Here is a 22,236-nt window from a genome sequence, read left to right on the forward strand (position 1 = left end):
ATGAAAGAACAATCAGGAGATATAAGATGAAAATAGATTTGAAGAAAGTAACTCGTGATAACTGGGAAGAAGCTTTGGAACTACAAGTAAAGAAAGGACAAAGTAAGTTTGTACCTACTCCGGCTGTTTCGCTAGCGAAAGTTTATATTAAACCAGACGGACCCAATGTCGAATACCTTCCCTTCGCTATCTATGCCGGTAAGGATATGGTTGGATTCATTATGCATGCGTATGAGGAACATACAACAGATATGTACTGGATCAATGGTTTTTTTATTGATGAAAAATATCAGGGGAATGGTTATGGACGTGCATCCATGATTGAAATGATAGCGTGGATCAGAAAAAAATTTAAACAATGCAAGGAAATCCGTCTCACTGTCTATCAGGACAACTATGCTGCGAAAAAACTTTATAAAAGTATAGGGTTCATCAAGACAACACAGATGTTTGGAGAGGAAGAAGTGTGGTGCTTGTCTTTTGCAGAAACGAATCAGGAGGGTAAGTGATGAAAGACATGAATTATTATGAAACGTTCATAACTGTTGCAGCAGACTGCCCTCTCTTTCATGGGGAAGTCCCTATAGCAAGGAAGTCCGGAACAACGAAACCGCTCCTAGAATATGAATTGCTTTCAAAACAACCGTATACATTTACGCAAGAGGATCTTTTGTTTGAGGTGCACATCCGCCACAAAGCCATTCCTTCTGCTGAGCTTGAAGAGAATGAAAGGCGAATTAGAGACGCATTCTTCGAAAAACCCCAACCATGTTTGCGCGCGTCCATGCTTCCCAAAAAATATGGATGGGGTATTCATTTTAATGAACATGGAAAAATCGCACTCTATGGTGCAGAAACAGCAGAATATAAAGAGTTTATTAGGAATAGTGACGGAGAATTAAAAATTCTTCCGGCCATGCGTAACTCCCGAGAAAAGAACAAAATGTAATTACTTATAATACATTACATGAAGATGTTCTTGATGATCGAGTGTAGCAAGTAATATATCAGGCAGCTTTGTATTCTGTTTTTGGATTTGTTGCAAAAGCCATGTCTCAGTTTTCCCAGTTTCCGAAAGTTCTTTTTGATTGATTTTCCCTTCTTTAATAACGACCTGTGGATAATCAAATGGCTTCGGTGGAAGGTTTAAATCTTTTTGGATAACTGTTTGGTACTGCGGATGCAAAAAAGATGTAATTGTTCCATTTGATTCAAATAAGGCCAAGGCTACTTCTTGGATATCTATGACCCTATGTTTACGGAGTTCTGAGAGAAGGACGTCAATCGAAATACGAGCCTTCTTAAGATTTTTATATTGGATTTGCCCGTTCTTTACTAATGGGATAGGTGCTGGATCAATCAATTTCCGAAGTGCATGCCAATGCAGACCTATTAAGGTTGTGCCCACATAAAGTATGACAAGAACGCTCATGGTTATGAGAGATCCTTTCAAACCAAGATGTTCATCAGAAAGTGGATGGGCAATAATGTTTCCGAAAATGAGAGCCATGATAAAATCCATTAGCCGGAGCTGTGAAAAAGATCGCTGTCCCATTAACTTTACGGCAAACAGCATAAAGAAAAAGGCAACAATGGCCCGTAGGATCCATTCGATAGCTGTTAATGACTCCTGACTTTGGTAAAAATCCAGCATACTTAACCCCCGCGATTTCCTGATGTTGTTAGTATGGTCGAAAAAAATCTCTTTTTAACCAAAAAAGGTTATAAAAATTATTTGACTATTCGCTCATGTATGCTACAATCAATTTTAAATTAAAAACTTAATAGTATTTCTTCTTATCCAGAGAGGTGGAGGGACTGACCCTGTGAAGCCTCGGCAACCAGCACAATGTGCACGGTGCCAATTTCAGAGGAAGCTAATAAGCTCCGAAGATGAGAAGCAAGCGGGTCATTTATCGTCTTTCCAACCCCTTCGCTCTTTTCTTTGAGTGGAGGGGTTTTTTATTTACGAGGAGGTGGATGCAAAAAAAGGAGTGAAAGTATGGCAGTACTTTCACTCCGGCTGCGATTGATTAACCCTTGAGGAGGGCTTCAAATTCGCTTTAACATTTTAACATGTTAAGTGAAATGGAGTCCAATTCAAGGAAATAGACCTTGAGGAGGATTAATAAAATGAGTGATTTGAAATTTGCGTATTGGGTACCAAATGTAAGTGGAGGACTAGTTGTATCAAAACTACCACAGGAAACAGACTGGTCGTTTGAAGCAAATAAACGCTATGCTCAAACTGCTGAAGAGGCTGGGTTCGATTTTGCTTTATTACAAACCCGTTTCTTTGCCAGTTATGGTGCAGAGTATCAGCTGGAGGCGGCTACACTTGCAGCCGCACTGGCGAGTGTGACGAAAAAAATTAATCTCATTTCAGCTGTTCACCCTGGTCTTTGGCATCCTGGCGTATATGCGAAAATGATGGCGACCCTGGATAATATCTCGAATGGCCGCGCTGCGATCAATGTAGTAAGCGGCTGGTTTAAGGGCGAATTTACAGGATACGGAGAACCGTGGCTGGAGCATGACGAGAGGTATCGACGTTCTGAAGAATTTATTAGAGTCATAAGAAGCCTTTGGACAGAAGAAGAGACGACCTTTAAAGGTGATTTTTACAGAATCAACGGTGCCCCTTTGAAACCGAAACCTGTTCAAAAGCCGACACCTCCAATCTTCCAAGGAGGAAACTCAAAAGCTGCTAAGGAAATGGCAGCAAGAGTTTCAGATTGGTATTTTATGAACGGCAACACGACGGAAGGCTTTAAAAATCAGATCGAAGAAGTAAAAGCATTGGCTGAGAAAGAAGGACGCACTCTTAAATATGCGGCAAACGGATTTGTTATTGTCCGAGATACAGAAGAAGAGGGTGTTCAAGTGCTGCGTGATATTGTCTCAAATGCTGATGTTGAAGCCGTTGAAGGATTTGGTGAAGCAGTAAAAGAAGCGGGGCAATCTTCTAAGGAAAAAGAAGGTATGTGGGCAAATTCTACTTTTAAAGATCTTGTTCAGTACAATGATGGATTTAAAACGGGTCTGATCGGAACTCCTGAACAGGTGGCTGACCGAATTATTGAGCTGAAACAATTGGGAGTAGATCTTGTTCTGACCGCCTTCTTACATTATGAAAAAGATTTGAAGGACTTTGGGGAGAAAGTTATACCGCTTGTGAAAGAAAAAGAAGCTCGTTTGAAGAAAGAGGAAGTACTTGTTTGATTTTTGATAGAAAATAACGTGAAAAGCCGCCATGGAGGCGGCTTTTTTCAGTTAAGAAAAAGAGCTTGAATGGATTTATGCGCGCTCGTGGAGATTTATGCGCGCTCGCAGAGATTTATGCGCGTTCTCATAATTCAAGCCCGCCTTTTTTATCGAAACATAGGGTCTTTAGTCCTACTCTCCACTGTCAGCTTTAAAAATAAATGGAAAGAACTTAGGGAAAATTTATCATTGACGATGATAATCATTATCATTTAAGGTTATACATGTAACTAGTAATGAGAATCATTTTCAATAACGTAAATTTAAAAATATAAGGAGGAGCAAACATGAGCACCTTACAAATAGAAATGAATGAACTTTATCTTAAACAGCAGGAAAAACGAGAATCCAACGCAAGATCATATCCAAGACGAATTCCGATTGCGATCGAAGAGGCAGAAGGGATCTATGTAAAAGATGCAGACGGAAGAAAATTCATCGACTGTCTAGCTGGGGCAGGGACACTTGCACTTGGTCATAATCATCCGGTCGTGATCGATGCTATTGAAAAAGTGCTTCATGACAAGCGCCCATTACATACACTGGATTTAACGACGCCAGTAAAAGAAGAATTTGTAAGTGAAGTGTTTGATAGTTTACCAGAAGAATTTGCAAAGCGTGCAAAGATTCAATTTTGTGGACCAACAGGCGGAGATGCTATCGAAGCCGCTATTAAACTGGTGAAAACGGCAACTGGAAGAAGAAGCATTCTTTCTTTCCAAGGTGGTTATCATGGCGCGACACATGGAACGATGGCACTATCCGGTAACTTAGGGCCGAAACAGAACGTGCAAGGTTTAATGCCGGATGTTCACTTTATGCCATATCCGTATGCATATCGGTGCCCGTTTGGAATGGGTGGAGAAGAGACTCATAAGATCAGTGCTAAATATATTGAGAACCTTTTGTATGATCCGGAAAGCGGGATTCTGCCGCCAGCAGCAATGATCTTAGAGGTTGTTCAAGGTGAAGGCGGATCTATTCCTGCACCGGTCGAGTGGCTGAGAGAAATCCGCAGAATCACGAAAGAGCGCAACATTCCGCTAATTATAGATGAAGTTCAAACCGGAATCGGACGTACGGGTGAACTGTTTGCATTCCAGCATGCAGGTATTATACCGGATGTCGTAGTTTTATCGAAAGCAATTGGCGGAAGTCTGCCGTTATCTGTTGTGATCTATGATCGTGAACTTGATAAATGGGGACCAGGTGCACACATTGGCACGTTCCGAGGCAACCAAATGGCAATGGCAGCTGGTACAGCTACTCTCAAATATATCAAAGAGAACAACTTATCACAGCATGCGAAAGAGCTTGGTGAAAAACTCATGCTGGAACTAACCATTCTTCAAAATGAGATTCCGGAGATTGGCGATGTCCGCGGCCGCGGCTTGATGGTTGGAGCAGAGATTGTAAATCCGCGTATTCCATCAGGACTAAAAGGAACATATGCAGCGAATCCTGAGCTCGCCAGCCGAATCCAAAGAGAATGTTTTAACCGCGGTTTGATTTTAGAAGTTGGAGGGAGACATGGAAGTGTAATCCGATTCCTGCCGCCACTGATCATTACTGAAAAACAGCTGGATGATGTGCTCGCAATATTTAAAGATGCGGTAAGAGCCGCTCTCAAATAGAGGTGCAAAATGAACACAACTGATTTTGACCGTTTTTTTCTAAATAATAGTGAAGCCGGAATGCAAAGTTTTCAGCATATCGTTTTTGAAACACAGCACTTGCTGAGCCGATTCTATAAAAACAATACAGATGCTTATAATGGAAAGCTGCCTCAGGATATTGAAAAAGAAATTCTTACAATACCTCTCGCTTCAAAAGAAGGGGATGATCCATTCATTGTCCTTAAGGATGTACAAGAGTGGATCGTAAAAAACAGCATTCATGTTTCACACCCAACAAGCATAGGGCATCTTCATTGCCCGCCTTTAGTTCCGGCAATTGCAGCTGAGCTAATAATCGGTGCTCTTAATCAGTCGATGGATTCTTGGGACCAAAGTTCAGCAGCTACTTATCTGGAAGAAAGGCTGATCAAATGGGTAAGCGAAAAACTGAATCTTCCGCAAACCGCTGATGGTACTTTTACGAGTGGAGGCACTCAATCCAACTATATGGGGCTGTTATTAGCTCGCGATCATTTTTGCGATAAGGAGTGGTGCTGGAACGTAAAGGTAGAAGGTTTGCCGCCAGAAGCACATAAAATGCGCATTCTTTGTTCAGAAGATGCTCATTTCACAGTGAAAAAGTCTGCGTTTCAGTTAGGGCTTGGTGAACAGGCTGTCGTGACCATAAAGACTGATCACAACAAAAGGATGAACTGCGATGTTCTTAGGGCAGAAATAGAACGGTTAAAGTCAGAAGGGCTGTTCCCGATGTGTGTAGTTGCAACAGCTGGGACGACTGATTTTGGAAGCATCGATCCGATTTTGGAAATTGCTGAAATTGCACAGAGCCACAACCTTTGGCTGCACGTTGATGCAGCGTATGGCGGCGCTTTGATGCTGAGTGAAAAGTACTTCAACAGACTTGCGGGCATCGAGCAAGCTGACTCGATCACCATTGATTTTCACAAGCAGTTTTACCAGCCGATCAGCTGTGGTGCTTTCTTTGTAAAAAATAAGGAAAACTTCCTTTATGTTGCACATCATGCTGATTACTTAAATCCCGAAAATGATGAAGTAGACGGTCTCGTTCATTTAGTCAGTAAATCCGTTCAAACAACCAGACGTTTTGATGCGTTGAAACTATTTATGTCGCTTCGTATTATCGGTGAGAAGAATTTTGCATGCATGATTGACTATACACTTCACCTTGCAGATCAAACGGTCAAAGTAATAAGTCAAAAAGAGAACTTTGAAGTGTGCAACAGGAACCCTGAGATTAATGCTGTTGTTTTCCGTTATAAAAAGGACAGCCATGAAACCTGGAATGAATTAAACACATTTATTTATAAAAAACTCCTTCACACAGGAACGGCACTTGTTGCAAAAACAAAAGTGAAGGGTCAAACATTTTTAAAATTCACATTGCTGAATCCACGAACGACCATCGTGGATATTGAAGATATTCTTCATAGCATTTCTCAATTTGCAGCAGAGTACGAAAACAGGGGGATTACCCAATGATAAATCATAAATTACGAGCAGAACATGCAAGCATGCAAAGCTTCTTAAACTGTTATCTAAGGGAAACGCAAAATTTTACAGATGCTAATCCGGAAGACTTGGAGTGCAGCGGTGGAACACCGGAAAGATGGCTGAAGATTTCATTAGCGAATCAAAATACATTCATTTTTGCAGCGGTGAAACACTGGTCATTAACTGGACGCCATTTATTCCACTTTCCGATTCTATGTAAAACGAGTGAAAAAATGGTGCCGCTTGATTATGTAACATTGGTTTCGATTATCTCTAAAGAATTATTGATCGAACAAGGACGGGAAGATGCGGAAGATGAGCTGATGCTGCGCACGGTCTTAAGCTGCCGAAACATTCAGCGTTATTTACAGAAGCGGGTAGCTGACGCTGAAAAATTAGAGAGCAGCGAGTTTACGTTCTTAGAAGCAGAACAATCTCTTCTTTTCGGCCATCTATTGCATCCAACACCAAAGAGTAAGCAAGGAATGAGTGAAGAGCAAGAAGAGCTATATTCACCAGAGTTAAAAGGGTCGTTCCAGCTTCATTTCTTTAAAGCTGACAGATCCATCGTTGAACAAGATTCTGCTCATGAAGTGACAGCGGAAGAGATTACGATGGAACTTCTTCAAAAAGATGAAAGCTTTTTAACCACAATAAAGCCAGATGATCATTCTGTATTTATTCCGGTGCACCCTTTACAAGTCCCGGTTCTTTTAAATGACGAACACATACAAAACTACATAGAAGAAGGAAAGCTGAGCTACATTGGGCCATATGGAGAACCATTTTCAGCAACGTCTTCCATGCGTTCCGTATATAGCTGTAATTTTAAATATATGTTCAAGTTCTCAGTTCCTGTGAAGATCACAAATTCCCTTCGCGTCAACTTAGAAAAAGAGCTGTATAGAGGTGTTGAAGTCACGAGACTCATGCAGTCTCAGATCGGACAGGAACTTACAGAAGTCTTTCCTTCTTTTAAAATCATTCAAGACCCAGCTTTTCTGAACATTCCTGCTGAAAAAGAAACGTCGGGTTTTGAAGTGGTGATCAGAGAAAACCCATTCTATGAGAATGATAAAAATGTGAGTTTAATAGCTGGACTTTGCCAAGATCATGGTTTTGGCGGGTACTCACGTATCGAGGCAATCATAAAAGATCTTGCTGAAAAAGAAAAAAGAACAACAGGAGAAGTAAGCAAAGACTGGTTCTCAGAATACTTAACCATAGCATTAGATCCTATGCTTTGGCTGTATGAAACATATGGTGTTGCGCTGGAAGCACATCAGCAGAACTCAATCGTTCAACTCGAAGGGGGTTACCCTGCTAGATTCTATTATCGCGACAACCAAGGCTACTATTATAGTGAATCTAAGGCGGATCTGTTAGTAAAACAGATTCCTGACCTGAACCGGAAAAGTGTAACGATCTGCAGCGATGAAGTTGCGATTGAGCGATTCCGCTACTATTTTTTCATGAATCATCTGTTCGGACTGATCAACGGATTTGGAGCAGCGGGCCTTATAGAAGAATCAGAGCTTATGAAAATATTAAGAATAAGGCTGCTGCACCATGATAATCTTACTGGCGGTAAATCGCGCTTATTAAGAAGTTTACTAGACTCTGAACAGCTGCCTTGCAAAGCGAACCTCCTTACACGTTTTCATGACATGGATGAGCTAGTTGGTTCACTCGAGACTCAGTCTGTTTATACAAATATACCAAACCCATTGCAGAAGGTGTTGACTTTAGATGCAGCCGGAATTTAGTTTCTATGACTCTACTATTCAGATGACGATTGCTTTTGTAAAAGTGGAACTCGAGAGGGATGTAGAGCTGTTGCATCAGTGGCATCAGCAGCCTTATGTTATTCCATTCTGGAAGCTGGATATTCCGTTTGAAAAATATAAAGTACATCTAAAAACCTTTTTGGAAGATAAGCATCAGACATTATACCTTGGCTTGATCGATGGAGTTCCGATGAGCTATTGGGAGGCCTATTGGGTGAAAGGAGACGTTGTGGAGAATTGCTATAACCCGCATCCGGAAGATCAAGGAATCCACTTGTTGATTGGGGAGGAAGAATATCTTGGAAAAGGATATGCACTTCCAGTATTACGGGCGATGGTTCAATTCCAGTTTCTTGCAAGTGGAACAGAGAAAGTGATTGCCGAGCCTGATATTACGAACGAAAAAATGATTCATGTTTTTGAAAAATGCGGTTTTGAAAAAGCAAAGCCGATCGAGCTGCCGGATAAGACAGGAATGCTTATGTATTGCGATAGAGAAACATTTGAGAGGAGATGGGAAGATGTCTTTAAAACCGCAGCAACCTGAGAAAGTATATGACATCATCGGCGTTGGCATTGGACCATTTAATCTTGGACTTGCTGCAATGCTTGATGAAACAGGCGGAAAAGAAGCGCTGTTTTTTGAGAAAAAAACAGAGTTTAACTGGCATAAAGGAATGTTGATCGACGGTACAACCTTGCAGGTCCCATTCTTTGCTGACTTGGTTAGCATGGCAAATGTCAAAAGCAAGTATACATTTTTGAACTACCTGCAGGAACATAACCGGTTGTATCACTTTTATTTTTTAGAGAATTTTCATATCCCTCGTACGGAGTACAATCACTATTGCCGATGGGTTTCCAGTCAACTTCAGTCGTGCCGCTTTGGAACGGGAGTGGAAGAGATCCGTCCTTTCGATGCGGATGGTTCGTTCTATGAAGTGGTCGTAAAGTCTGAAGATACTGGGGAAACGGAAACTTTTTATACGAAACATCTTGCAGTAGGCATCGGAACAATTCCTTCAGTTCCATCTCATTTGGAAAAGAAATTAGGAAAGAAAGTCATCCATTCATCTCAGTACATGGATCGAAAAGAGAAACTTCTTCATGCAAATTCGATCACCGTGATCGGCTCAGGGCAGAGTGCTGCTGAAGTGTTTTATGATTTAGCACAGCTTCAAAATAATGATACCTTCACATTGAACTGGTTCACACGTTCTAAGGGGTTCTTCCCTATGGAATATTCCAAGCTTGGACTTGAGTATTTTTCACCGGATTATACGGACTTTTTCTATCAGCTGCCAGAATCAAAGAAGGATGAACTTTTGCAGAAGCAAGACCTTTTGTATAAAGGAATCAGCATGGATACGATCGCAGCTATTTATAATCTGCTCTACGAGAAGTCGGTTGGTCAGGAAAAACCCCATATTCATCTTCAGGCAATGACAGAGCTGGTTCATTTAGAAAAAATAGATGATACTCATTTGCTTTCACTAAGACAAAATGTTTCGGGTGATGTGTTTGAACTGAAGTCAGACGTTGTGATATTAGGAACAGGCTATGCACCGTCATTCCCGTATTTCCTTATGAACATGCAAGACAGAATCGAGTGGGATAAAAAGAACAGATACCAGATCACACGCGACTACCGCTTGAAAACAAAAGGAATGGACAACAACCATATTTTTATCCAGAATGGTGAACTTCACACACATGGGGTCGGTGCGCCTGATCTGGGTCTTGGCGCTCATCGAAACGCAGTAATCATTAATAAACTATTTGGTGAGGAAATATATCCGGTCAGCCATAAGAATGTGTTTCAGACATTTGGAACGGAACCGTCATGGAAGCTAGCCGCCGTTCGCTAAATATTTTTCTATTAGCCTGTGTCTTTTTGTTTGTATGTACAGAAGCACTACTGTCTCCGTTCTATCCGCAATTTTTTGAAAAGGTCTACGGAATAACAGACCCTGACAGTACAGGTCTTTACATTATGACATGCCGTTTAGCAGTGGTGATTTTCACTCCTATTTGGGGACTGGCCGCAAAAAAATGGCATAACAGCTCGGTGCTCCTGATAGCCGGACAATGGGGAACAGGATTTTCATGTTTTTTGATGGCAATCTCACCTACCTTTGAAATGTTCATAGCTGCAAGTGTTCTTTTGCTTCTATTTAAAAGCAGTTTCTTCTTGTTATATACCATCATGATGGATCAGAATCCAACAAATACAACTGGTATTGCAGCAAGTTACCATGCCGTATTACAGGGAGCGATTGTTGCGGCGACGGTATGTTCCGGATGGATCATCCAGATGGAAGATCCGCTTTTGATTTTCTGGATCATTGGTTTTCTAGAATGTTTGTTAGCTTTGTTGAGCTATTTAGTATTGAAAAGATTACCAGCCAGCAGTGATGAGTCTGACATTGAAGTGATAGAAATAAGAAGCTGCAGCATGCTGCAGCAATTTCTAAAGTTTGGTTTCATCGTGCTGACACTGCACCTGGCAATCCATATGATTCGTCCGTTTTTTACAACGTACACGGAAACGATGTATGACACAGATACATTTACAAACAGTTTGTTGTATTTAATACCAAGTTTGATGGCCATTGTCGCTCTGCCGTTCATTCAGAAATACAGCGATAGAATAGGCTGGGGAGGTTATATTGCATCAACTGTTCTAATGATTGCCGGTCTGTTCTTGCAAGGCATCGAAACAGGAATTGCAGGCCTAATCCTGTTCCGCTGTTTGTTTGGGATTGGAGCTGCATGGTGTTTGGCAAAACTTGATGTTTTTATTTTTCAGAACAGCCACAATACTCATGGAGATTACAGCAAGATCTCTGCTATACAAAACGTGGGATTGCTGCTCGCACCTGTAGCGGCGTCATCTATTGTAAATATCCGTTCAATCTCAGAAGTATTTAAATATGCCAGTCTTCTCGTCGTGCTTCATTTGGTTGTTTTTTTATGGACCATGTTCATGAGTGAAAGAAACAGAGAGGAAATTCAGCTGCATAAGGAGGAAAAACATGCTTTATATAAATGAAACAGAATCGATTCTGAAAAAAGACACATGGGAAAAGGTGAATAAAAATCTGCTGGCAAAAATGCTTGCAGAGTACATGTATGAAGACATGATTCATCCTGAAGTTATTGATGGAAGCTATGTTTTTTCTGTTAATGAAGAACGTAAATACCGCTTTGATGCTGATAAAAGATTGTTTGACAGCTATGATGTCCATCCTGCATCTATTCAGGTCTTTGATAATGGCCAATGGGTACCGGCAACAAGTGCAATTCGCTTTTTAACTGATATTCAGCCGTTGATCGGAATGTCAGCAGAAACAGCGGGGCATCTCATAAAAGAATTGAATCATACCTTAATCGCAGATGCTAATCTATTAAATAATCATAAAAAATCATCAGATCAATTGGTGGAACTAGATTATGCAGACTTAGAGGGTGAGATGTCAGGTCACCCGTGGATCACATATAACAAAGGACGTATCGGGTTTGGCTTTGATGATTATGCAAAATATGCACCAGAGAACCAGCAGGAGACAAAGCTGTTCTGGGTAGCCGTTCACCGCGACCGCGCACAATTTCAATCCGTGAACGAATTGCACTATGAGAAGTTAATCATGAAGGAATTAGGAGGGGAGATGGTTCAGCGATTTAATGAAATCTTACGGGATAACGGCAGACTTCCGCTGGATTACTACTTCATGCCTGTCCATGAATGGCAATGGAAAAACGTGCTCATTCAAAACTTCCCGGAAGACATCGCAAACGGATGGATCGTGCCATTAGAAGAAGGAACGGATTACTACCTTCCTCAGCAGTCTATCAGGACGTTTGTAAATACATCCAACAAATTGAAATCTCATGTAAAACTTCCGATGAGCATATTAAATACTCTTGTGTACCGCGGGCTTCCTTCTGAACGTACCGTGATTGCCCCCCGCGTTACGGAGCATATTAAAGGAATCTTTGAGAAGGATAGATTTTTACGGGATGAGTGCGAAGTGGTGCTTCCGGGTGAAGTAGCCAGCATCAACGTCGATCACGCTCATTACAGCGTGTTAAAAGGTGCCCCGTATCAGTATTTAGAAATGCTCGGGACAATCTGGCGTGAAAGTATCTATACGTATTTGAAGCCGGGTGAACAGCCGATTACGCTTGCTGCCCTCCATCATGTTGATGCGAATGGAAAGCCATACGTACAAAGCTTAATCGAAAAGTCCGGCTTGACTGCAGATGAGTGGGTGAAGAAATTCTTTGGTGTTGTAATGCCGCCGCTTCTGCACTTCCTGTATCAATATGGAACAGTTTTCTCACCGCATGGTCAAAACACGATTCTAATTTTAAAAGATTATCAACCTGAGCGGCTCGCTGTAAAAGACTACGTGGATGATGTGAACATTTCCGATCAGCCATTCCCGGAGCTAGAGGGTGTAACAGAAGACCTGCGTAAGGTTCTTCGCAGTGAGCCACCTGAAGGTTTGACTCAGTTTATTTTTACAGGGCTCTTTATCTGTCACCTTCGCTACATGTCAAATGTATTAGTACGAAACGGTTTGATTGAAGAGTTGGCGTTCTGGTCACACTTAGCTGAAAGTATTGAGGCGTATCAAGAGAGATTCCCGCATTTAGAAGAACGTTTTAAACTGTTTGATTTCTTTAAGCCTGAGCTGACAAAGCTGTGTTTGAACCGAAACAGAATGGTGGATTACGGATATGGTGATGGAGATGACCGTCCGCATGCATCAGAGTTTGGTAAAGTGAAGAACGCGCTGTTTGAAATCCGAGAACGTAAAGTGACGGGTTAATAAAAAAGAGCAGGTTCCATGGATGGAACCCGCTTTTTTTGATTTTTTTGGACTAAACTCGTTTAGATTTAGCGAAAAGTGAGCTTGTTTTTCGAAATGAAACTGCTATTGAGCGAAAACAGAGGTTGATTGAGCGAAACTCAAAGTGGTTTGAGCGAAAAGTGGTGTTATTTGAGCGAACCATGACCATTACTGAGCGAAACTAAAGTATTTTGAGCGAACGTGTAATAAATAAAAGAACACGTACCGTAAAAAACCGTATTCCAAATAAATAATACTGAAACCTCTGTCTTTTTATTTTTGTATGTAATAATATGTAAAAGAGATGATGGTGGGGGCAAAAAGGTGATCGAAATAAACGAATTTCAAGAACCAGGAATGGGTTCGGGAGTTTGGCTTTTTGAATTTGGACCAATTTCATGACTGCAATCTTTATTATTGTAATAGGAACTTTTATTTTTGTGATTTTTAAGAAAATCAGCCAATGGAATCATAATAAGCAGCCACAAATAATGATTTTGGCCGATGTTAAAACAAAGTGTTCCCAAGTTAGAGGTGGAGCAAATGATACAGCAGCACATACGTACAATTATGTTACCTTCGAAGTGAAAAGCGGTGATCGAATGGAATTTTAAGTTAAGCCTCAGGAATATCGACAATTAGTGGAAGGGAACAAAGGAAGACTCTCATTTCAAAGTACACGCTACTTATGGTTTGAACGAAAAAGACATACAGAATCTATTTAGATAGAGGTGAAAAGATGACAACAGAATTGGAAAACTACCAAGAAAGTGTAATGAAAGCTTTCTTTAATAAAGAAGGAAAACTCAAGAGCATCCCATCACAGAAGAAGAAAAAGCTGATTGTGCTTGAATGCTTAGTGCGTCAATTAGAGGAGAACACTTCTTACAGTGAGGCAGAGATCAACGAGTTTATCAAAACGTATCATGAAGATTTTTGTACGATTCGAAGAGAGTTTATTTTGAACAGATATATGGATCGTGAAGGCGGGTTTTACACAAAGAGAGATGAGTCATTATGGGTAAAATGGCAGGAGTTGAAGTGATTAATGACAGCAATTACTGCCGAGGTTAAAGAGAAAACACTATATGAACATTTAAAAAAGGAAACAGAAGAGCGATTTGATTTGCTTATTCGAACAGCCAACCCAATAAATCGAGGCTGGCTGAATCAAAAATGGAAAATTGAAACGAATCAAGGGACGTTCTTACTAAAACAATATAATAGAGAACGTCTGAAAAAGTATGACCTTGAAACAATTCGGACGGCTCTCAATGCTCAAAATCGGGCATGCACTAGAGGGATTCTCAGTCCCCAGTTGCTGGAGTATAAAGGAATGCTGTTGCAGGAGACTTCCGATGGTGAGCTTTTTACGGTTATGCAGTTTATGGATGGGAATCTAATAAAGGCAGGAGAAGCTAATCCTGAACAAATGTATTCACTGGGTTATGCTGCCGGAAAACTTCACAACCTTTTAAATGATGCGACTCTACCGTCAAATCGAGAAACAATGTTCAATATTCCATCCATTCAAGAGCGTTTACAATATTGGGATTCAGTATTAGCTGAGTGTGAAGAGAAAGGCTTAAATGAATTGATGCCCAGCATCCTTCTTCAGCAAGAAGCAACAAAACGACTGTTTAATGAGGATTTTGAGAACCTGACTCGCGGCTGGTGTCATCGGGATTTATGGGTGGATAACGTATTATTCACCTCCAATTCTGTGACAGCTATCTTGGATTTTGACCGGATGAATTATGATTATCTTGAATTAGATATTGGCAGAATTATTATCTCAGCATGCTTACATAAGGAAACATTAAATAGAGAAGCGGTACATGCATTTATAGATGGTTACTGTAATACACATAAATTATCAATTGAAAGGTTAATACGTTCTCTTAAACTAGTTTGGTTCATGGAAAGCACATGGTGGATCTCCGGTATCTTTCATGAAGGGGAGCCTCCCAAACGTTTTGCACAAGAAATGATCTGGCTGGCACAAAACTTAGAAAATCTAGAAGACATGCTTTCATGGTAAAAAGATGCAAGTTAAATTACGTTTTAATCATTCAGCTTAAGGGAAATTCCTCAATAACAGATAAGAGGAGTGGTTAAGTGGAAACGAAACAATTAAGCTTGCTGACAAAAGAAGATATGACAAATCCAGATAGAGTTCCAGATTGGGTTATAGAAGAATATAAGACATTTCATGAAACAGTAACTGACAAAACGTTTCCTTGTTATTTTGGTATGGCTGCAGAGAAAAAAGGTGAACTTCGGTATGCCTATATGACGCATGACGACTGGTCAAACTTGCCTGAAGCCATTAAAGAATTCAATAAATTATTTGATGCACCCAAATTGATTCGCCATGGTTTATTTGTGTTCGTAGAGCCGGAAAAAGAAGAAAAGGATATTCCGTATTATCGCGAGTATTTCTGGGACATCCTGCAATATCTGCATGAATCAGATGATCAGCCATGGCCTGAACAGATTCCTACAGATCCTGATCATCACTTATTTGCCTTCTCTTTTGATAAAGAACCATATTTCGTATTTGGTAACGCACCAGCATATAAACAGCGTAAAACGAGAGATCTTGGCAACAGTTTAGTTTTAGGATTCCAGCCACGCCGGATTTTTGAAGGGTTAGAAGGAACATCAGATGGCGGAATCATGTCCCGCGAAAAAGTGCGTGAGCGTGTGGAGAAGTGGGATAACTTGCCGAAACACCCGAACATCAGCCATTACGGCGATCCGGAACATCGCGAATGGAAACAATATTTTATTGGAGATGACGTAGAACCAATTACAGGAAAATGTCCGTTCCATCATAAATAAAATATATTTTTTCATAAAAAAGATAAATGAACAAAAGGACTTTAAATGAGTCCTTTTTTGTGTTCCCATTCGTGTTCTAACATACTAAACAACAGAGAATCACGCCATCCATCCTTAAGCAGGATAGATTCACGTATTCTTCCTTCAAGTGTCATGGAAATTTTTGTTTATAAAGAATATAAAGCAATAAAAAAAGAAACAGATTAACTGTTTCATAAGATTTTGCCTAATATAATACCGATTGCAATTCCTAACAAAGTCATCCAAAAGGCTTTATCTTTCATTATTTACTTTCCTTTTCTTGAACCATTTCCAATAATAACGAATGAATAAGAATAATAAAATAGGTGCTGCAATTAAGGCAATGCTTCCCGGTCCAATCACCCCTAAAATCATACTTCACCTTCTCTTTTATTTTGTTTTAAAATTTTATTCTGTTCTTTCAACTGTTCTTCAATACCGACAAGAGTGGTAAAAATAAGCCAAATTAAAATGATTGCTGCAATCGGAATAAGCAAAGTTAAAAAATCTGCATCATAACTTCCAATATTTATTCCTCTTTTCTATAAGTCTTCTTATGAGACTATGAATTAAAGGTATGAAGAAAATCCAAATATAAGTCCAGAACACTTCTGTTATAGATTTTCCTTGCCCGAAATAACTATAAAGCATCAATCCTGCAATCCAGACGATACAAACAATAATGATAATACGATCACGATTCATTACTTCTTTCTCTTTTCTTTATCATCCATAAACCAATCACCAGCCCACCCGAATAAAGCAACAAAAAAATTTATGACCCATTTCATTTGTTAAACACCATCACTTTCTTTGTTGAATTCTCTACACGATCTAAAACGGTATTTAAAAGTTTATTTGAAATCATTCTCGGTACATAACCGATTCTTTCAGCAAACAGACTTTCAACTCAAACATATTGTGGCACGCAAAGAATCATAAGCAGCACATAATAGTACAATATCTTTTCATGAATTGATCCTCCTCAACTTTATAAAAGATTGTTTCTCTATAATAAATAAAAATCCCTACAAGTATTGTAAAATTTTCCTGCAACAACTGTGGCTATGATAATCTAATACATAATCGGATTGCAGAAGATAAAACTTTAAAGGCGGGGCTTTTGGTGATCCTCGTTATGTATCTTTAGCCATCAGTCCAAAACCAAATGCGTTTGAAGATGAAGAAGAAAAGAGATCTTTTTTCAAGGTTACGGAGGAAAAAATTATCACCGGCGAAGATTATAAGTATTTTGAAGAGGGGTTGTACGCCACTTTTTAATCATCATAAGGGGAGAGTACTTAATGAAATTAAAAGATATTGCAATCAAAATGGCATCTATTTTTCAGCAAAATCCTAAAGTAAAAGCTGTATTATTGGCTGGTTCTGTTTCAAGAGGCTGGGAAGATAAACATTCAGACATCGAACTGAATCTCTTTTGGTCAGAAGCGCCGACAGATGAAGACCGGATGAATGCCATTTCAGTTGTCAACGGGTCAGTTATTGAATTTCATTCATTTGAGGAGGAAGAATGGGCGGAGAGTTATTTAACTCAAGAGAACGTGAAGCTGGAGATCAGCAGTTTTCTTGTGGAAACGGCCGAAAAGTGGCTTGATGAAGTTGTAAAAGAGTTTGAGATTGATTATGGCAAACAGTGTATGGCTTCCTCAATCTATTACGGACAACCATTGTATGGGGATGATGTCATAAATAAATTAAAAAACAAGGTTAAAATTTATCCTGATAAACTTGCAGAAAAAATGATCGAAGAGAACTTGGCGCTTTGGTACAGATGGAACAATCGCAAAGCCCTTTTGGACCGGAAAGACTGGCTGATGTTATATGATTTGATGGGGTCTGTTCAAAAGAAGTTAATGGGTACATTATTTGGTTTGAACAAACTGTATATTCATCATCCCTCATTTAAATGGATGCACAAATATAGTGATATTTTTAAAATTAAGCCAGAAAATATGGATGATAGATTTTCTGCTGTATTTATAGGCGATGTACACAACAGTGTACAAGAGTTGGACCATTTGATCCAAGAGGTTTTCCTCCTTGTAGAAAAGCATTATCCCCATCTGCCATTTTTGGAAGACTACAAAGAAAAAATGGCTTTTATCCGGCCTGAGAATGAGTATAATTAAAGAAAAAAATATACAAAATAGTGATAGCCATCCGGGTGGATTCTTCTGCTCGCGTGGTTATTTTAATTTTAAAGATAACTTTCTGCCATTTTTGGAAAAAATAAAAATAGAATAGTTGAAGATTCAAAAAAAGTTTACGGTACTAATGATTTAGGGAAGAGCCTTATATATACCTTAAGTGGAGGATTATGAATGGCTACCGTAATTAAAGGAGAATATAAGCTCGTGAATTGTGATAGTGAATATGGAACATTAAAAAAAGTAATTGTTTGCGAACCTAAATATATGAAAATCGATGAGATCATTAACGAAACACAGCGGCATTTTGCCAAAGATAACATCAACATGAAACGTGCGATGAAACAGCATCAGCAATTTGTAAAGACAATGACAGATCACGGTGTCGATGTTTATAAGCTTCCTGCGATTGAAAAATTCCCGGAGCAGGTTTTTACCCGGGATATCGGGTTTACGATTGGAGATACTGTCTTTGTTTCGAGAATGGGAAGCAATATCCGTGATGGAGAAGAAAAGGTGCTTCGTAATTGGCTACTGGAACATCAGGTGAACCTCTCTCTTATTGAAGGGGACCGTATTGAAGGCGGAGATGTTATTATTCATGGAGATAAAGTGTATATCGGTGTGAGTGGACGAACTTCAGAGGAAACGATTCAAGAGCTCCAATCGCAAATTCCTCATATGGAAGTTATCTCTGTACCGTTTGATCCGATCTTTTTGCATCTTGACTGCGTGTTTAATATTTTATCTGAAAAAGAAGCTCTTGTTTATCCTCATGCGTATGATGAAAAAGACTTGCAGCTGCTTGCATCACACTTTGAATTAATTGAAGTTGAAAAAGATGAGCAGTTTACGATGGGAACGAATGTGTTATCGATTGGAAACAAAAAAGTTTTGAGTCTTCCATGCAATAAAAAGGTAAACAAGGCACTGCGTGAAAGAGGATATGAGGTACTCGAAGTGGATATTTCGGAAATCATTAAATCAGGCGGGTCATTCCGCTGCTGTACGATGCCTCTTTATCGTGAATCTGTTTATTAATCATCATTTGTCTCTGCCAAAAGGCAGGGACTTTTTTTATGGCTCTTCTCTAAAAGATTGTTGTTCAATCTCTTCATTGATAAGTTGATTGGAGTGCAAGGTGCGAGACTACGGCTAGGAGCAGCGTGCCATCTACCTGATTATTCTTGAAAGGCATGCGACGAGGAAGCTCGCTTGAACAAAATTTTCTTGTAGACCCAGGAGCAGTACTTCCTATATCTTCGACCAAAGCTCACCTTACCCCTCGCGGAAAGCGAGCATCCTGTAGCGGAAATCAACCACTTCCAAGAGTAACAAAGTTTGCGAAAACAGACATTTTTGTTGTTCATTTAAAACTGTTTTATATGAACATATTTTTCTGAGTCGAGGGAAAAGAGTAAGTATTCTACATCTAGGAGGTTATTATGAGAGCAGTTACTTTTCAAGGCACAAAAGACATCCAGGTAAAAAATGTGGCAGAACCGGTAATACAAAAAAAGGACGACATTATTGTTCGAATCACTTCGACAGCAATATGCGGTTCAGATCTCCATATTTATCAAGGAGCTCTGCCTACACAGAAAGATTATGTAATTGGACATGAACCGATGGGAATTGTAGAAGAAGTTGGACCTGAAGTAACGCGGGTAAAAAAGGGGGATAGAGTAGTCCTGCCTTTTAACATTTCGTGCGGCCAATGCTTTTATTGTAATCATGATATGGAGAGTCAGTGTGACAATTCCAATCCCAATCCAGCGATTGATACGGGCGGATATTTTGGATTTACAGAAAGGTATGGAAACCATCCGGGTGGACAAGCTGAGCTGCTGCGTGTACCTTATGGGAACTTCATGCCGTTTGTAATTCCTGAATCGTGTGAACTTGAGGATGAAGCGCTGTTGTTCATGTCTGATGTACTTCCAACAGCCTATTGGAGTATCGAAAATTCTGGAATGAAAGAAGGAGACACTGTCGCTGTTCTCGGATGTGGACCTGTCGGCTTGATGGCTCAAAAGTTTGCCTGGATGAAAGGGGCAAAGCGAGTGATCGCCATTGATAATATCCCCTATCGTTTAAACCATGCAGTAATGAAAAATAAAGCAGAGGTCTATAATTTTGATGATTATGACAACATGGGTGCGCATATTAAAGAAATCACGAGTGGCGGTGTGGATGTCGTAGTCGATTGTGTGGGAATGGATGGTAAGAAAACGCTTGTGGAGAAAGTCGAACAGAAGTTGAAGCTGCAAGGCGGTACACTCAGTGCCATCGAGATTGGTCTTCATGCTGTGAGGAAATTTGGAACGATACAGCTTACAGGTGTCTATGGATCTATGTATAACATGTTTCCACTAGGTAATATATTCGAAAGAAATGTAACGTTAAAGATGGGACAAGCACCTGTTATTCATTATATGCCTTTGCTTTTTGATAAAATCATGAATCAGGAATTTGATCCAACAGAAATTATTACACATCGATTACCGTTAGAGCAGGCTGGAAATGCTTATAAAACATTTAATGACCATGAGGATGAGTGTATAAAGGTAGTATTAAAACCTTAGCTACCAGAAAAAGGAGCTTTGTCATTCGAGCTCCTTTTGATTTATAATTGATGTATTTCTTCCTGAACTGCAGCATGTAATGGAAGAACGATTGAGAATGTTGTAACTTCGTCAGATGAAGTACAGCTGATTGTTCCATTATGTTTTTCTATGATCTTTTTGCACACAAAAAGACCTATACCTGTACCTAGCTCCTTTGTAGTAAAAAACGGTTCGAAAATCGTTTTAATTGTTTCGGGAGGGATTGCAGGTCCATTATTTGAAATGGTAATATGTACGTTCGAATCGGATTCTATCTTACTGTAGATCATAATCCGGCGGTCTTGCTTCTTTTGGCGCAAAGCATCGATTGAATTCATGATCAGGTTGAGCAAAACCTGTTTCAACTCATCCTTGTGTGCCAGAAGTGTAATCGTTGGATCAATTCTTGGCACCACATTAACATCTGCATCTACAAGGCTTGGATACATAAAATCCAGTATGTCTGTAAATAAATCCTCAAGCGCAAAATCCTCTGCTTCTCTTTCCTGAACCCCTTTTCTAGAGGCGTGAAGAAACTGTGATATCCGAAAATTCAGCTGTGTTAATTCATGACTGATGATATCAATATATTTCATACGCGGGTTTTCCTGCTGCATCAGCTTTACAAACCCCATAACAGCGGTAAGTGGATTGCGAAATTCATGAACAAAGCTTGATGACATTTGTCCAAGGATCGTAAGGCGCTCTTTATGACTCTGATCAATAAACATGGTCTTTTCTTGAATTTCTGCATCTTTTAACTGCGTGTATTTTTTTACAGCGTGATATAAAAATTCATCAAATAGAGAATTAATGGTTTCAATAACAGGCTGAAGCTGCTCAATAGAAATTCGAGACCCTGTAACAAACCTTACGATTTCACTGCGGCCAAGATTTACGTTATAAACAAATTCTCCGATATTGATTTTTGCTTCCAGTCTTTGAACCGCCACTTCATGTGCAAGCTGTTCAATTTTTTCAGGTGAAAGTTGACACCGTAACGAAAGTTTAACAAGTTCGACCATCTGGAAAGCATTTTCAATCACTTTATCCTTATGTATATCATGTTTTGAAATCACGACTTTCTGGTGCCAATCTTGTAAATATGTGGGTAGATTTTCGTCCATATACGTAATCAGACTTTCAGTTATGTCATCCAACGCTAGCACCTCTTTCAACATTAAATGAAGAAAAATGAAGGGATTAATTGATATGTAAAAGTATTTATACTACATATAGTAATTCAAATAGAGATTAAATGCTATATACTGTTTATATTTTTTCTATTAAAAAGTGAAAAAATAAGGTAGGTAATTTGATAGTTATAAAGAAATCTATAAATGAACTTTCATACCTATACTTCTTCTTTACATATAATTACTATCCTTCAATAGTCGTTGAATTTTCTAACTATTCTAAAAATATTTTCTTGAATTTCACATTATGAAATTAGTCGATTGTACCAAACTATCTTTTCCAATACGATGAACGCATATTGAAAGGGGTGGTTGTCTTTAAGCTGACATTCTATTAAATGTATC

General features: G+C 39.5%; 21 protein-coding genes and 1 riboswitch. Of the genes, 17 read left to right on the forward strand and 4 right to left on the reverse strand.

All coding sequences use genetic code 11. The annotated features are described in order from the left end of the window. The first annotated feature begins 26 nt into the window (after positions 1-26). Both M3196_RS16850 and M3196_RS16855 read left to right on the forward strand, forming a co-directional pair. Positions 27-509 carry a GNAT family N-acetyltransferase gene (locus M3196_RS16850; protein ID WP_251323497.1) on the forward strand — a complete coding sequence of 161 codons (483 nt, stop codon included), beginning with the start codon at positions 27-29 and terminating at the stop codon, positions 507-509. Next, positions 509-949 carry a DUF6157 family protein gene (locus tag M3196_RS16855; RefSeq protein WP_251323499.1) on the forward strand — a complete coding sequence of 147 codons (441 nt, stop codon included), beginning with the start codon at positions 509-511 and terminating at the stop codon, positions 947-949. The genes M3196_RS16850 and M3196_RS16855 overlap by 1 nt, the downstream gene beginning before the upstream one ends. Here M3196_RS16855 and M3196_RS16860 read toward each other — a convergent pair whose 3' ends face one another. After that, a complete protein-coding gene (locus M3196_RS16860; protein ID WP_251323617.1) occupies positions 950-1,651 on the reverse strand; it encodes a DUF421 domain-containing protein in 702 nt (233 codons plus the stop codon). It abuts the gene before it with no gap. A gap of 143 nt (positions 1,652-1,794) precedes the next feature. Then, a riboswitch (SAM riboswitch) is annotated at positions 1,795-1,900 on the forward strand. Between the two features lie 233 nt (positions 1,901-2,133). Here M3196_RS16860 and sfnG point away from each other — a divergent pair. The 12 genes from sfnG to M3196_RS16915 all read left to right on the forward strand — a co-directional run bounded on the left by sfnG (position 2,134) and on the right by M3196_RS16915 (position 15,900). After that, on the forward strand, positions 2,134-3,222 hold the full coding sequence (gene sfnG, locus M3196_RS16865) for a dimethylsulfone monooxygenase SfnG (protein WP_251323500.1): 1,089 nt from the start codon (positions 2,134-2,136) through the stop codon (positions 3,220-3,222). A gap of 329 nt (positions 3,223-3,551) precedes the next feature. Continuing rightward, positions 3,552-4,898, forward strand: coding sequence for an aspartate aminotransferase family protein (locus tag M3196_RS16870; RefSeq protein ID WP_251323502.1), 1,347 nt, complete (start codon positions 3,552-3,554; stop codon positions 4,896-4,898). 9 nt (positions 4,899-4,907) lie between these two features. After that, complete coding sequence (locus M3196_RS16875; RefSeq protein WP_251323504.1) at positions 4,908-6,401, forward strand: pyridoxal phosphate-dependent decarboxylase family protein; 1,494 nt, start codon at positions 4,908-4,910, stop codon at positions 6,399-6,401. Beyond that, the gene (locus tag M3196_RS16880; protein ID WP_251323505.1) at positions 6,398-8,179 is read left to right on the forward strand and encodes an IucA/IucC family protein; all 1,782 of its coding nucleotides are present in this window, start codon (positions 6,398-6,400) and stop codon (positions 8,177-8,179) included. The genes M3196_RS16875 and M3196_RS16880 overlap by 4 nt, the downstream gene beginning before the upstream one ends. Beyond that, the gene (locus M3196_RS16885) at positions 8,163-8,747 is read left to right on the forward strand and encodes a GNAT family N-acetyltransferase (RefSeq protein WP_276531417.1); all 585 of its coding nucleotides are present in this window, start codon (positions 8,163-8,165) and stop codon (positions 8,745-8,747) included. Before M3196_RS16880 ends, M3196_RS16885 begins: the two co-directional genes overlap by 17 nt. Continuing rightward, positions 8,722-10,068: a lysine N(6)-hydroxylase/L-ornithine N(5)-oxygenase family protein gene (locus tag M3196_RS16890; protein ID WP_251323507.1), complete on the forward strand. Its 1,347-nt coding sequence runs from the start codon at positions 8,722-8,724 to the stop codon at positions 10,066-10,068. The genes M3196_RS16885 and M3196_RS16890 overlap by 26 nt, the downstream gene beginning before the upstream one ends. Continuing rightward, entirely contained in the window at positions 10,044-11,252 is a 1,209-nt protein-coding gene (locus tag M3196_RS16895) for an MFS transporter (protein ID WP_251323508.1), read from the forward strand. The genes M3196_RS16890 and M3196_RS16895 overlap by 25 nt, the downstream gene beginning before the upstream one ends. Continuing rightward, complete coding sequence (locus M3196_RS16900; RefSeq protein ID WP_251323509.1) at positions 11,236-13,035, forward strand: IucA/IucC family protein; 1,800 nt, start codon at positions 11,236-11,238, stop codon at positions 13,033-13,035. Before M3196_RS16895 ends, M3196_RS16900 begins: the two co-directional genes overlap by 17 nt. Positions 13,036-13,454: 419 nt before the next feature. Next, complete coding sequence (locus M3196_RS22270; protein ID WP_425311026.1) at positions 13,455-13,670, forward strand: DUF2500 family protein; 216 nt, start codon at positions 13,455-13,457, stop codon at positions 13,668-13,670. 125 nt (positions 13,671-13,795) lie between these two features. Further along, positions 13,796-14,101, forward strand: a complete 306-nt coding sequence (locus M3196_RS16905; RefSeq protein ID WP_251323510.1) for a DUF2087 domain-containing protein — start codon at positions 13,796-13,798, stop codon at positions 14,099-14,101. A 3-nt stretch (positions 14,102-14,104) separates the two neighbouring features. Next, entirely contained in the window at positions 14,105-15,097 is a 993-nt protein-coding gene (locus tag M3196_RS16910) for a phosphotransferase (RefSeq protein ID WP_251323511.1), read from the forward strand. A gap of 116 nt (positions 15,098-15,213) precedes the next feature. Further along, positions 15,214-15,900 (forward strand): YqcI/YcgG family protein, encoded by a 687-nt coding sequence (locus M3196_RS16915; RefSeq protein WP_251323619.1) that lies wholly within the window; start codon positions 15,214-15,216, stop codon positions 15,898-15,900. A gap of 273 nt (positions 15,901-16,173) precedes the next feature. On the opposite strand, the gene M3196_RS22025 is transcribed toward M3196_RS16915, so the two are convergent. Continuing rightward, positions 16,174-16,296: a hypothetical protein gene (locus M3196_RS22025; RefSeq protein WP_276531418.1), complete on the reverse strand. Its 123-nt coding sequence runs from the start codon at positions 16,294-16,296 to the stop codon at positions 16,174-16,176. A gap of 138 nt (positions 16,297-16,434) precedes the next feature. After that, positions 16,435-16,626 (reverse strand): hypothetical protein, encoded by a 192-nt coding sequence (locus tag M3196_RS16920; protein WP_251323512.1) that lies wholly within the window; start codon positions 16,624-16,626, stop codon positions 16,435-16,437. A gap of 599 nt (positions 16,627-17,225) precedes the next feature. On the opposite strand from M3196_RS16920, the gene M3196_RS16925 reads away from it, so the two are divergent. The 3 genes from M3196_RS16925 to M3196_RS16935 all read left to right on the forward strand — a co-directional run bounded on the left by M3196_RS16925 (position 17,226) and on the right by M3196_RS16935 (position 20,674). Next, positions 17,226-18,071 (forward strand): DUF4037 domain-containing protein, encoded by an 846-nt coding sequence (locus tag M3196_RS16925; protein ID WP_251323513.1) that lies wholly within the window; start codon positions 17,226-17,228, stop codon positions 18,069-18,071. Positions 18,072-18,263: 192 nt separating this feature from the next. Then, positions 18,264-19,130: a dimethylarginine dimethylaminohydrolase family protein gene (locus tag M3196_RS16930; RefSeq protein WP_251323514.1), complete on the forward strand. Its 867-nt coding sequence runs from the start codon at positions 18,264-18,266 to the stop codon at positions 19,128-19,130. A 404-nt stretch (positions 19,131-19,534) separates the two neighbouring features. Continuing rightward, entirely contained in the window at positions 19,535-20,674 is a 1,140-nt protein-coding gene (locus M3196_RS16935) for a zinc-dependent alcohol dehydrogenase (protein ID WP_251323515.1), read from the forward strand. A gap of 41 nt (positions 20,675-20,715) precedes the next feature. Here the strand turns inward: M3196_RS16935 and M3196_RS16940 are convergent, their stop codons facing one another. Beyond that, positions 20,716-21,855: a histidine kinase N-terminal domain-containing protein gene (locus M3196_RS16940; protein ID WP_251323516.1), complete on the reverse strand. Its 1,140-nt coding sequence runs from the start codon at positions 21,853-21,855 to the stop codon at positions 20,716-20,718. Positions 21,856-22,236: the final 381 nt, after the last annotated feature.

The sequence above is a fragment of the Fictibacillus nanhaiensis genome (assembly GCF_023715445.1).
Taxonomy (GTDB): Bacteria; Bacillota; Bacilli; order Bacillales; family Fictibacillaceae; genus Fictibacillus; species Fictibacillus nanhaiensis_D.

Bases quoted from the DNA above. Each gene is read 5' to 3' on its own strand.
- M3196_RS16850 (WP_251323497.1), top strand. From the start codon at position 27: ATGAAAATAGATTTGAAGAAAGTAACTCGTGATAACTGGGAAGAAGCT.
- M3196_RS16855 (WP_251323499.1), top strand. From the start codon at position 509: ATGAAAGACATGAATTATTATGAAACGTTCATAACTGTTGCAGCAGAC.
- sfnG (WP_251323500.1), top strand. From the start codon at position 2,134: ATGAGTGATTTGAAATTTGCGTATTGGGTACCAAATGTAAGTGGAGGA.
- M3196_RS16870 (WP_251323502.1), top strand. From the start codon at position 3,552: ATGAGCACCTTACAAATAGAAATGAATGAACTTTATCTTAAACAGCAG.
- M3196_RS16875 (WP_251323504.1), top strand. From the start codon at position 4,908: ATGAACACAACTGATTTTGACCGTTTTTTTCTAAATAATAGTGAAGCC.
- M3196_RS16880 (WP_251323505.1), top strand. From the start codon at position 6,398: ATGATAAATCATAAATTACGAGCAGAACATGCAAGCATGCAAAGCTTC.
- M3196_RS16885 (WP_276531417.1), top strand. From the start codon at position 8,163: ATGCAGCCGGAATTTAGTTTCTATGACTCTACTATTCAGATGACGATT.
- M3196_RS16890 (WP_251323507.1), top strand. From the start codon at position 8,722: ATGTCTTTAAAACCGCAGCAACCTGAGAAAGTATATGACATCATCGGC.
- M3196_RS16895 (WP_251323508.1), top strand. From the start codon at position 10,044: ATGGAAGCTAGCCGCCGTTCGCTAAATATTTTTCTATTAGCCTGTGTC.
- M3196_RS16900 (WP_251323509.1), top strand. From the start codon at position 11,236: ATGCTTTATATAAATGAAACAGAATCGATTCTGAAAAAAGACACATGG.
- M3196_RS22270 (WP_425311026.1), top strand. From the start codon at position 13,455: ATGACTGCAATCTTTATTATTGTAATAGGAACTTTTATTTTTGTGATT.
- M3196_RS16905 (WP_251323510.1), top strand. From the start codon at position 13,796: ATGACAACAGAATTGGAAAACTACCAAGAAAGTGTAATGAAAGCTTTC.
- M3196_RS16910 (WP_251323511.1), top strand. From the start codon at position 14,105: ATGACAGCAATTACTGCCGAGGTTAAAGAGAAAACACTATATGAACAT.
- M3196_RS16915 (WP_251323619.1), top strand. From the start codon at position 15,214: ATGACAAATCCAGATAGAGTTCCAGATTGGGTTATAGAAGAATATAAG.
- M3196_RS22025 (WP_276531418.1), bottom strand. From the start codon at position 16,296: ATGATTTTAGGGGTGATTGGACCGGGAAGCATTGCCTTAATTGCAGCA.
- M3196_RS16920 (WP_251323512.1), bottom strand. From the start codon at position 16,626: ATGAATCGTGATCGTATTATCATTATTGTTTGTATCGTCTGGATTGCA.
- M3196_RS16925 (WP_251323513.1), top strand. From the start codon at position 17,226: ATGAAATTAAAAGATATTGCAATCAAAATGGCATCTATTTTTCAGCAA.
- M3196_RS16930 (WP_251323514.1), top strand. From the start codon at position 18,264: ATGGCTACCGTAATTAAAGGAGAATATAAGCTCGTGAATTGTGATAGT.
- M3196_RS16935 (WP_251323515.1), top strand. From the start codon at position 19,535: ATGAGAGCAGTTACTTTTCAAGGCACAAAAGACATCCAGGTAAAAAAT.